Origin of the sequence: Streptomyces sp. NPDC059398, assembly GCF_042751845.1 — a bacterium.
In the GTDB taxonomy this organism is placed as follows: Bacteria; Actinomycetota; Actinomycetes; order Streptomycetales; family Streptomycetaceae; genus Streptomyces.
In genome coordinates, this window is sequence record NZ_JBHYWP010000163.1 from 1 (window position 1) to 9,881 (window position 9,881).

Annotated in this window: 6 protein-coding genes; all 6 read right to left on the minus strand. The window is 72.1% G+C overall.

Going from position 1 to position 9,881, the window contains the following annotated elements; translation table 11 throughout:
• Positions 1-1,114, minus strand: a 1,114-nt coding sequence (obgE, locus tag ACFXBC_RS34025) for a GTPase ObgE (protein WP_385033622.1), incomplete at its 3' end; no start/stop codon positions are given.
• 183 nt (positions 1,115-1,297) lie between these two features.
• A complete protein-coding gene (rpmA, locus tag ACFXBC_RS34030) occupies positions 1,298-1,552 on the minus strand; it encodes a 50S ribosomal protein L27 (protein ID WP_385033625.1) in 255 nt (84 codons plus the stop codon).
• A gap of 14 nt (positions 1,553-1,566) precedes the next feature.
• A complete protein-coding gene (rplU, locus tag ACFXBC_RS34035; RefSeq protein ID WP_164265538.1) occupies positions 1,567-1,887 on the minus strand; it encodes a 50S ribosomal protein L21 in 321 nt (106 codons plus the stop codon).
• Between the two features lie 284 nt (positions 1,888-2,171).
• A complete protein-coding gene (locus ACFXBC_RS34040) occupies positions 2,172-6,305 on the minus strand; it encodes an Rne/Rng family ribonuclease (protein ID WP_385033629.1) in 4,134 nt (1,377 codons plus the stop codon).
• Between the two features lie 280 nt (positions 6,306-6,585).
• Positions 6,586-7,461: a TIGR03936 family radical SAM-associated protein gene (locus ACFXBC_RS34045; RefSeq protein ID WP_385033632.1), complete on the minus strand. Its 876-nt coding sequence runs from the start codon at positions 7,459-7,461 to the stop codon at positions 6,586-6,588.
• A gap of 380 nt (positions 7,462-7,841) precedes the next feature.
• Positions 7,842-9,794, minus strand: a complete 1,953-nt coding sequence (locus ACFXBC_RS34050) for a TIGR03960 family B12-binding radical SAM protein (RefSeq protein ID WP_385033635.1) — start codon at positions 9,792-9,794, stop codon at positions 7,842-7,844.
• Positions 9,795-9,881: the final 87 nt, after the last annotated feature.

Here is a 9,881-nt window from a genome sequence, read left to right on the forward strand (position 1 = left end):
GGCCCCGTACGCGGTAGACGCCCTCCTCCTCCTCGAAGCTGACCGTGAAGCCCGCGTCGTCGACGGCCTTCGGCCGGATGACGACCCGGGTCGCCTCCTCCGCGGGCTTCGCCGCACGCGCCTCGGCGATGATGCCGGCCAGCGCGAACGACAGCTCCTTCAGGCCCAGATGGGCCACCGCCGAAACCTCGAAGACCTGGTAGCCGCGCGCCTCCAGATCCGGGCGGATCATGTCGGCGAGGTCCTGGCCGTCGGGGATGTCCACCTTGTTGAGGGCGACGATCCGGGGCCGGTTCTCCAGGCCGCCGTACAGCTTGAGCTCCTCCTCGATCCGGTCGAGGTCGGAGAGCGGGTCACGGTCGGACTCCAGGGTCGCCGTGTCCAGTACGTGCACGAGCACCGAGCAGCGCTCGACATGGCGCAGGAACTCCAGACCGAGCCCCTTGCCCTGGCTGGCGCCGGGGATCAGCCCGGGGACGTCCGCGATGGTGTAGACGGTCGAACCGGCCGTCACCACACCGAGGTTGGGGACGAGCGTGGTGAACGGGTAGTCCGCGATCTTCGGCTTGGCCGCGCTCAGCACCGAGATCAGCGAGGACTTGCCGGCGCTCGGATAGCCGACGAGCGCCACATCGGCGACGGTCTTGAGCTCCAGGACGATGTCCCGGGCCTCCCCCGGCTCACCGAGCAGCGCGAAGCCGGGCGCCTTGCGGCGGGCCGAGGCCAGCGCGTGGTTCCCGAGGCCGCCGCGGCCGCCCTGGCCCGCGACGAAGGTGGTGCCCTGGCCGACCAGGTCGGCGAGGACGTTCCCCTGCTTGTCCAGGACGACGGTGCCGTCCGGCACGGGCAGCACGAGGTCGTGCCCGTCCTTGCCGGATCGGTTGTCGCCGGCGCCGGGCTGGCCGTTGGTGGCCTTGCGGTGCGGGCTGTGGTGGTAGTCGAGCAGCGTGGTCACCGCCTGCTCGACGACGAGGATGACGTCGCCGCCCCGCCCGCCGTTGCCGCCGTCGGGTCCGCCGAGCGGCTTGAACTTCTCACGGTGTACGGAGGCGCAGCCGTGGCCTCCGTTACCCGCGGCAGCATGCAGCTCGACGCGGTCCACGAAGGTGGTCATGGGTGTGCCTCCTGGGGGTCCCCCCACGCCTTCAGGGCAGAGGGGGCGTACGGAATTGTCTGCGATCGGGTCTTATCTGTTAACACGCGAAAGGCGGACCGGCTTCCCGTAAGCAACGGGAAACCTGGTCCGCCCTCGACAGATCGCTCTACGGCAGCCTTCGGCTGAGCCTGTCCGAAAGGATCAGGCGACCGGAACGATGTTGACGACCTTGCGGCCGCGGTGCGTGCCGAACTCGACCGAACCCGGGTTCAGCGCGAACAGCGTGTCGTCGCCGCCGCGGCCGACGCCGGTGCCGGGGTGGAAGTGGGTGCCGCGCTGGCGGACCAGGATCTCACCGGCGCTGACGACCTGACCGCCGAAGCGCTTCACGCCGAGCCGCTGAGCATTGGAATCGCGCCCGTTCCGAGTGGACGATGCGCCCTTCTTGTGTGCCATGTCTCCTCAGTCCCTTACTTCGCAGCCGCGGGGATACCGGTGACCTTGATCGCCGTGTACTGCTGGCGGTGACCCTGGCGACGGCGGTAGCCGGTCTTGTTCTTGTAGCGAAGGATGTCGATCTTCGCGCCCTTGTGGTGATCCACGACCTCGGCCTGGACCTTGATACCGGCAAGCACCCACGGGTCGCTGGTGACCGCGTCACCGTCGACCACGAGCAGGGTCGAGAGCTCGACCGTGTCGCCAACCTTGGCGGTGGGAATCTTGTCAACCTCAACGATGTCGTCGACAGCAACCTTGTGCTGGCGACCACCGCTGCGCACGATGGCGTACACGCGGATCTCTCTTTCGCTCGGAATCGGCCCTCTGATGCCAGCCGCTCACACGGGTCCGGGGACCCATGACGATCCGGAATGGACGAGCGGCCTCTCCCGGCGGAGCCAGGAGGGAGTTGCTCAGAGGTGTGGCGCTCAGGAAACACGCCGAGGGGTAAGGCTACGGGTCGGGCTCCGGGGGGTCAAACCGGGCCCTGGGGAGTCAGCGCGGTGACAGGCCGCACAGACAGCTGCGGCCCTCCCGGAGGAGGGCCGCACCTTGTGCCCGGCGGTACCGGCGCGGGTCAGTCCTCGGTGGAGGCCGTGACCCCGGACGCCGGCTGCTCCTCGGCGGCGACGGTCTTCTTCGTCGTCTTCTTGGCCGCCGTCTTCTTCGCCGCGGTGGTCTTCTTCGCCGCGGTCTTCTTGGCGGCCGCCTTCTTCGCGGGCGCCTTCTTGGCCGTCTTGCGCGCGGCCGTCTTCTTGGCCGGTGCCTCCGCGTCGGCGGCGGGGGCCTCGTCCGCCGGGGACTCGACCACGACGACCGCCGCGTCGGCCGCGCCCGCGGGGGCGGTGGCCTTACGGGTGGCGCGGCGGCGGGCCCGGGGCGGCGCGGCGTCGGCGGCCGGCTCGGCGGGAGCCTGCTCCTCCGCCACCACGGGAGCGGGGGCGGGAGCCTCCTCGACCACGATCTCCGCGGTCTCGTCGGCCGCCTTGGGCGCGCCGGCCGGGGCCGTGGCCTTGCGGGTCGCCCGGCGGCGCCCACGGGCCGGAGCGGCCTCCTGGACGGGCTCGGGCTCCGTGACCGGCTCGGCGGCAGGCTCCGGTGCGGTGGGCTGCTCGGCGACCGGCTGCTCCGGTTCCGCCACAGCAGTCTCCGGCTCCGGCTGGGCACCCTTCGGGGCGCCGGCCGGGGCCGACACCTTGCGGGTGGCCCGGCGGCGGCCACGGCTGCGCGTGGCGGCCGCCTCCGCCTCGGCGGGGCTGCTGTACAGCTCCTCGTCCGGTACAAAGCTCTCCGGCTCGTCCGCGACGGGGACCACGTCGACGTACTCGGTGTCCGCCTCGTGGTCGTGCGCCTCGTCGTGGCCCTGGTCCTGCGTGTGCTCGTGGTCGGCCGTGTGCTCGTGGTCGCCCGAGCCGCCACGCCCGCGCTTCTTGGAGCGCTTGCCGCCGCCACCGGAGGAGGTCGGCTGCTCCATGTGCACGATCACGCCGCGCCCGTTGCAGTGGACACACGTCTCGGAGAAGGACTCCAGAAGCCCCTGCCCGACCCGCTTGCGTGTCATCTGGACCAGGCCGAGCGAGGTGACCTCGGCGACCTGGTGCTTCGTACGGTCGCGGCCCAGGCACTCCAGGAGGCGCCGCAGCACCAGGTCCCTGTTGGACTCAAGGACCATGTCGATGAAGTCCACGACGACGATGCCGCCGAGGTCGCGCAGCCGCAGCTGGCGGACGATCTCCTCGGCCGCCTCCAGGTTGTTCTTGGTGACCGTCTCTTCCAGGTTGCCGCCCTGGCCGGTGAACTTGCCGGTGTTGACGTCGACCACGACCATCGCCTCGGTCTTGTCGATCACCAGCGATCCGCCGCTGGGCAGATAGACCTTGCGGTCCAGCGCCTTCATCAGCTGCTCGTCGATGCGGTACGTCGCGAAGACGTCGACCTCGGAGGTCCAGCGCGAGAGCCGGTCGGCCAGGTCGGGGGCGACGTGGGCGACATAGCCGTGGATGGTGTCCCAGGCTTCGTCACCGCTGACGATGACCTTCGAGAAGTCCTCGTTGAAGATGTCGCGGACGACCCGGACGGTCATGTCCGGCTCGCCGTAGAGCAGCGTCGGGGCGTTGCTGCTGCCGCCGCTCTTCGCCTTCTTCTCGATGTCCTCCCACTGCGCCTGGAGCCGCTCGACGTCACGGCGCAGCTCGTCCTCGCTGGCCCCCTCGGCAGCGGTGCGCACGATGACACCCGCGTCCTCGGGGACGATCTTCTTGAGGATGGTCTTGAGCCGGGACCGCTCGGTGTCGGGCAGCTTGCGGCTGATACCGGTCATCGAGCCCTCGGGCACGTACACCAGATAGCGGCCGGGCAGCGAGACCTGGCTGGTCAGCCGGGCGCCCTTGTGGCCGATCGGGTCCTTCGTCACCTGGACGAGTACCGACTGGCCCGACTTGAGCGCGGTCTCGATCCGGCGCGGCCCGTGGGCCATGCCGAGCGCCTCGAAGTTGACCTCACCGGCGTACAGGACGGCGTTGCGGCCCTTGCCGATGTCGACGAACGCGGCCTCCATGGACGGCAGTACGTTCTGGACCTTGCCCAGGTAGACGTTGCCGACGTAGCTGGTGGCCTGCTCCTTGTTGACGTAATGCTCGACCAGGACGTTGTCCTCAAGGACACCGATCTGGGTGCGCTCGCCGTGCTGGCGCACCACCATCACCCGCTCGACGGCTTCGCGGCGCGCCAGGAACTCCGCCTCGGTGATGATCGGGACCCGGCGGCGGCCCTGCTCGCGTCCCTCGCGGCGGCGCTGCTTCTTCGCCTCCATCCGGGTGGAACCCTTGATGGACTGGACCTCGTCGAAGCCGGTGCCGGGCTCGCGCTCCGCTTCCTTCTTGCGCGGCTCCCGGACCTTGACGACCGTACGCTCCGGGTCGTCGGCCACGGCGTCGGCGTCCGTGCCCGCGTCACCGCTGCGACGGCGGCGGCGCCGGCGACGGCGGCTGCTGCTGGATCCGGAGGCGGCGTGGTCGTCGTCCTCCTCGTCCGTGCCCGCGGCGGCGGAGGCTTCGCGGGTATCGGTCTCGTCCGCGCCCTCCGCCTCTTCGTCGTGGTGGTCGTTGCCCTCGTTGCTGTCGTTGTCGTCCGTGTCGCCGGCCTCACCACGACGGCGGCGGCGGCCACCCCGGCGGCGGCGGCGCGAGGGCCGGTCACCGTACTCGTCGGACTCGTCGCCCTGCTGTGCTTCCTCGGCGGGCTGCTCGTCGGGCTCGTCGGCCCCGGGCTGCTCGGCGACGGGCGCGGGCTGCTGCTCGGGAGCCTTCTCCGCCTCGGCGGCCTCGCCCCGGCGACGGCGGCGACGGCCGCGCGTGCCGCCCTGCGGCGCGGACTCGGCCGGCTCGGGCGCCTTCGCGCTCTGCGCTGCGGCTGCCGTCTCCTCTTCCTCCTCGTCGAGGGGCTCGGCGGGCCGGGCGGCGGCGGCCGCGGCAGCGGTCTCCGGCGTCTGGAACATCGGCTCGGCGAAGACGGGGGCCTGGAACACGGCCACGGCGGGACGCTGCGCACGGCGGCGCGAACGTCCGGGCTCCGACGCGTCGGCGGCGGGGCGCTGCGCCTTCTCCTTCTCGGCGCCGCCGGTGAACTGCGGGGACTCGGCCCTGCGGCGCTTGCGGCCACGCGGTGCGGCCTCGGTCTCATCGGCGAGCGCCTCGGCCACGGCCTCGGGCAGGCTCTCCCCCGCGGCCTCGGGCTGGGCCGCATCGGCGGCTTCGGGCTGCGGGCTGGTGGCGGGCGCGGTGGCACGGCGGCGGGTACGGCCGCGCGGCGCATCGGCTGCGGGAGCCACGTCGGCGGGCGCTTCGGCCTCGGCCTGCGGTGCCTGCGCGGCCGCGGGCTGCTCGGCCGTGGCGGGCGTGGTGGCCTTACGGGTCGCACGGCGGCGGGTACGCGCCGGGGCAGCGTCCTGCGACGTGCCGGACCCGCCCTGCTCACCGGCGTCGGCGGCCGGGGCGGGCTCCGCGGCGGCCGGGGCCTCCGGGGTCTGCGTCTCGGCCGGGGATCCGGAACTCTTCGGTGCGCCGGCGGGCGCGGTGGCCTTACGGGTGGCGCGGCGGCGGGTCCGCGCGGGGGCGGCGTCCTGCGCGGCGGACTCGTCCGACCCGGCGTTCCGCACGGTCTCCTCAGCCACAGCGGCCTCCGGCTCAGCGGCCACGACGGCCTGGTTGGTCTGCGACTCGTCCACGGGGGCGCCCGTGGACCGGGTGGCGCGGCGGCGGGTACGCGCGGGCGCCGCGTCCGCGGCAGGTGCCGCATCCGCGGTCTCCCCGGTCGCGGTACCGGCGGCATCGGCCTGCGGCGCGCCCGCGGGGGCGGAGGCGCGGCGGCGGGTACGGCCGCGCGGCGCCTCGGTGGCCGCGGCATCGGCGGCGGGCTCCTCGCTCACCGTCTCCGCTGCCCCGGCGGGGCCGGCGGGTGCGGTCGCCTTACGGGTGGCGCGGCGGCGGGCGGGCGGCGCCGCCTCACCGGCAGCGGAGCCGGTGGCGGTACCTTCCGCGGCCGGTATGGCCGGCGTCACGGTCTCGGCCGCTTCGGCGGTGGCGTTCCGCTCACCGGCCGGCGGGCCCGCGGGGCGGGATGCGGCCCTGCGCCGACGGCGCGGGGGCAGCGTGTCGCTGGGACTGGTCTCTTCGTTCGCTCCGGCGGTACCGGAGTCGTTCGGCGTCTGCATGCGGGCGGTTCTCCCGTCACGCTCCCGGGCGCCGCGTCTGTGTCCGGTCCGGCAGGTCCGCGTCAGATACGCGGTTCCGCTCGTCCGGGGCGCGGTCGCCGCACGGGAGCTGATGTCTGGCTCGCCGGTTCCCTACGCGATGTACGTACGGCCTGGCGAAAGTCTTCTGGTCAGTGCGCTGCCCGACCCAGGTGGCTCCCGGATACGAGGGCGGCGCTACGACGACTGGTCCTGAGGCGGCGGGACCGCCTCCGAGGCCCGGGGGCCGTGGAGGTCCTTCTCACAACACCGTCGCGGGTGCCCCGTCGGCGGGAAGCCGGTGGGTGGCGGCTCCGGCGGCCGTGGGTGGAGCGGCCGGGGCTGCCTCGCGGTCGGGCGAGAGCGGGTCGGTCACCGTGCCGGACTCCTCGTCGAAGAGCCCCTGTGCCAGCCTGGTCACCGCTGCGGGGACCGTTCCCCAAGCTCTCGGCTGCGCTCGACCAGGGGAGTCCCCAATCGCGAGGTCGGCCACAACGTGGAGACCGGACAGGACGTCGTCGGGTCGCACAGCAGGTGTCACGTGCCGCACAACCAGCCGCAGTATCGCACAGCGCTCACCGCCCGGCCTATTGACCGGCTCGGCACTGTCGGCTCCGGTGGCTCCGCCGTCAGCGCCGGGCTCGCAGCGGACGGCCCGCAGGTCGACCACCGCGCTGCGGGCGTCGAAGGTCCGTACGCCGTTCTTGGTGCGGCGCTGGACCTCGACCGTCCCGGCGGCGTTGAACGCGGCCACGGCCCGCTCCACCTCATCGAACTCCACGCCGTCCAGGCGCAGTTCCCAGATCGAAGCGGTCAGCCGGTCGGCCAGGCCCGAGGTGTGCGCCTCGACCGCGTCGGTGATGTCGAGCCCGTCGGGGAGCGACTCGTCGAGCAGCTTCCGCAGGGTCTCGGGGTCACGCGCCTCACTGAGGGCGATCTCCAGGAACTCGGCCTCACTGCCGGTGCCGGTGGGCGCGGCATTGGCGTACGACACCTTCGGGTGCGGCGTGAAGCCTGCCGAGTACGCCATCGGTACCTCGGCTCTGCGCAGTGCGCGCTCAAAGGCGCGCTGGAAGTCACGGTGGCTGGTGAACCGGAGGCGGCCGCGCTTGGTGTAGCGCAGTCGGATGCGCTGCACCGCCGGTGCGGGCGGCGGGCCTTCGGGCTGTCGCTTGCCCAGTGGTTCTTCTCCTCGGTGCGGGGCTGGCGCGGGGGGCGCGCCGCCCTACGGCGGGGTCCCGGGGCATCCGGCCGGCTCACCCCCGTCCGGCGCCGTGCGGGCCGCGCGGGGAGATCTCTGGTCCGGGTGCCGCTTCGGGCACAGTCGTTTGTACTACCCAGAGTACGCGCAAGGGGCACCACAGGTTCCCGGACCTCGGCCGGACGTGCACGGGCCGCCCCTCGTGGCCCGGTGGAACCCGGCCCCGGACGCGCGGAGAGGCCCTGTCCTGCGACAGGGCCTCTCCGGGTGTCTCCCTATGTCCCGGTACGTACCGGTGTTTCTCGATGCGCGTACGGCTATTTGTTGACGACCGTCAGGGGCAGCAGCTTCTTGCCCGTCGGCCCGATCTGGATGTCGAGGTCGAGCTGGGGGCAGACCCCGCAGTCGAAGCACGGCGTCCAGCGGCAGTCCTCGACCTCGGTCTCGTCGAGCGCGTCCTGCCAGTCCTCCCAGAGCCAGTCCTTGTCCAGACCCGAGTCCAGGTGGTCCCAGGGCAGGACCTCCTCGTACGTGCGCTCACGGGTCGTGTACCAGTCGACGTCCACGCCGAAGCCGGGGAGCGTCAGCTCGGCGGCCTTCATCCAGCGGTCGTAGCTGAAGTACTCGCGCCAGCCGTCGAACCGGCCGCCGCCCTCGTACACCGCGCGGATGACCGAGCCGACCCGGCGGTCGCCGCGCGAGAGCAGGCCCTCGACGATGCCGGGCTTGCCGTCGTGGTAGCGGAAACCGATCGAGCGGCCGTACTTCTTGTCCCCGCGGATCTTGTCGCGCAGCTTGGTGAGCCGGGCGTCGGTGTCCTCGGCCGAGAGCTGCGGCGCCCACTGGAAGGGGGTGTGCGGCTTGGGCACGAAACCGCCGATGGAGACGGTGCAGCGGATGTCGTTCTGGCCGGACACCCGACGCCCCTCGGCGATGACGTTGACCGCCATGTCGCCGATCTGCAGGACGTCCTCGTCCGTCTCGGTGGGCAGGCCGCACATGAAGTACAGCTTCACCTGGCGCCAGCCGTTGCCGTACGCGGTGGAGACCGTACGGATCAGGTCCTCCTCCGAGACCATCTTGTTGATGACCTTGCGGATGCGCTCGGATCCGCCCTCGGGGGCGAAGGTCAGACCGGACCTGCGGCCGTTCCTGGTCAGCTCGTTGGCGAGGTCGATGTTGAAGGCGTCCACCCGGGTCGAGGGCAGCGAGAGGCCGACCTTGTCCTCGGTGTACCGGTCGGCGAGGCCCTTGGCGATGTCGCCGATCTCGGTGTGGTCGGCTGACGACAGCGACAGCAGGCCGACCTCTTCGAAGCCGGTCGCCTTGAGGCCCTTCTCCACCATGTCGCCGATGCCGGTGATGCTTCGCTCCCGCACGGGGCGCGTGATCATGCCGGCCTGGCAGAAACGGCAGCCGCGGGTGCAGCCGCGGAAGATCTCGACGGACATCCGCTCGTGGACGGTCTCGGCGAGCGGGACGAGCGGCTGCTTGGGGTAGGGCCACTCGTCGAGGTCCATCACGGTGTGCTTGGAGACCCGCCACGGCACGCCCGACCTGTTGGGCACGACCCGGCCGATCCGCCCGTCGGGCAGGTACTCGACGTCGTAGAAGCGCGGGACGTAGACGCCACCCGTCTTCGAGAGCCGGAAGAGCACCTCGTCGCGCCCGCCGGGGCGGCCCTCGGCCTTCCAGGCCCGGACGATCTCGGTGATCTCCAGGACCGCCTGCTCGCCGTCGCCGATGACGGCGCAGTCGATGAAGTCGGCGATCGGCTCGGGGTTGAAGGCCGCGTGGCCGCCCGCGACCACGATCGGGTCGTCGAGGGTGCGGTCCTCGGAGTCCAGCGGGATGCCCGCGAGATCCAGGGCGGTCAGCATGTTGGTGTAGCCGAGCTCGGTGGAGAAGGAGAGCCCGAACACGTCGAAGGCGCGCACCGGGCGGTGGGCGTCGACCGTGAACTGCGGCACCCGGTGCTCACGCATCAGCTCTTCGAGGTCCGGCCAGACGCTGTACGTACGCTCGGCGAGCACTCCCTCGCGCTCGTTGAGCACCTCGTAGAGGATCATGACGCCCTGGTTGGGCAGCCCGACCTCGTAGGCGTCCGGGTACATCAGCGCCCAGCGGACGTCGCAGCTCTCCCACGGCTTGACGGTGGAGTTCAGCTCTCCGCCCACGTACTGGATGGGCTTCTGGACGTGCGGGAGAAGCGCTTCCAGTCGCGGGAAGACCGACTCGACCGACTCGACAGGCATGGTGGTGTCTCTCATGAGCGGACAGGGATGACCATCCAGCGTACCCCGGCGGCGGAGCCCCGCCGCCCGCCCGGGAACAGCAGGGCGCCCGGGTGCCGGGAT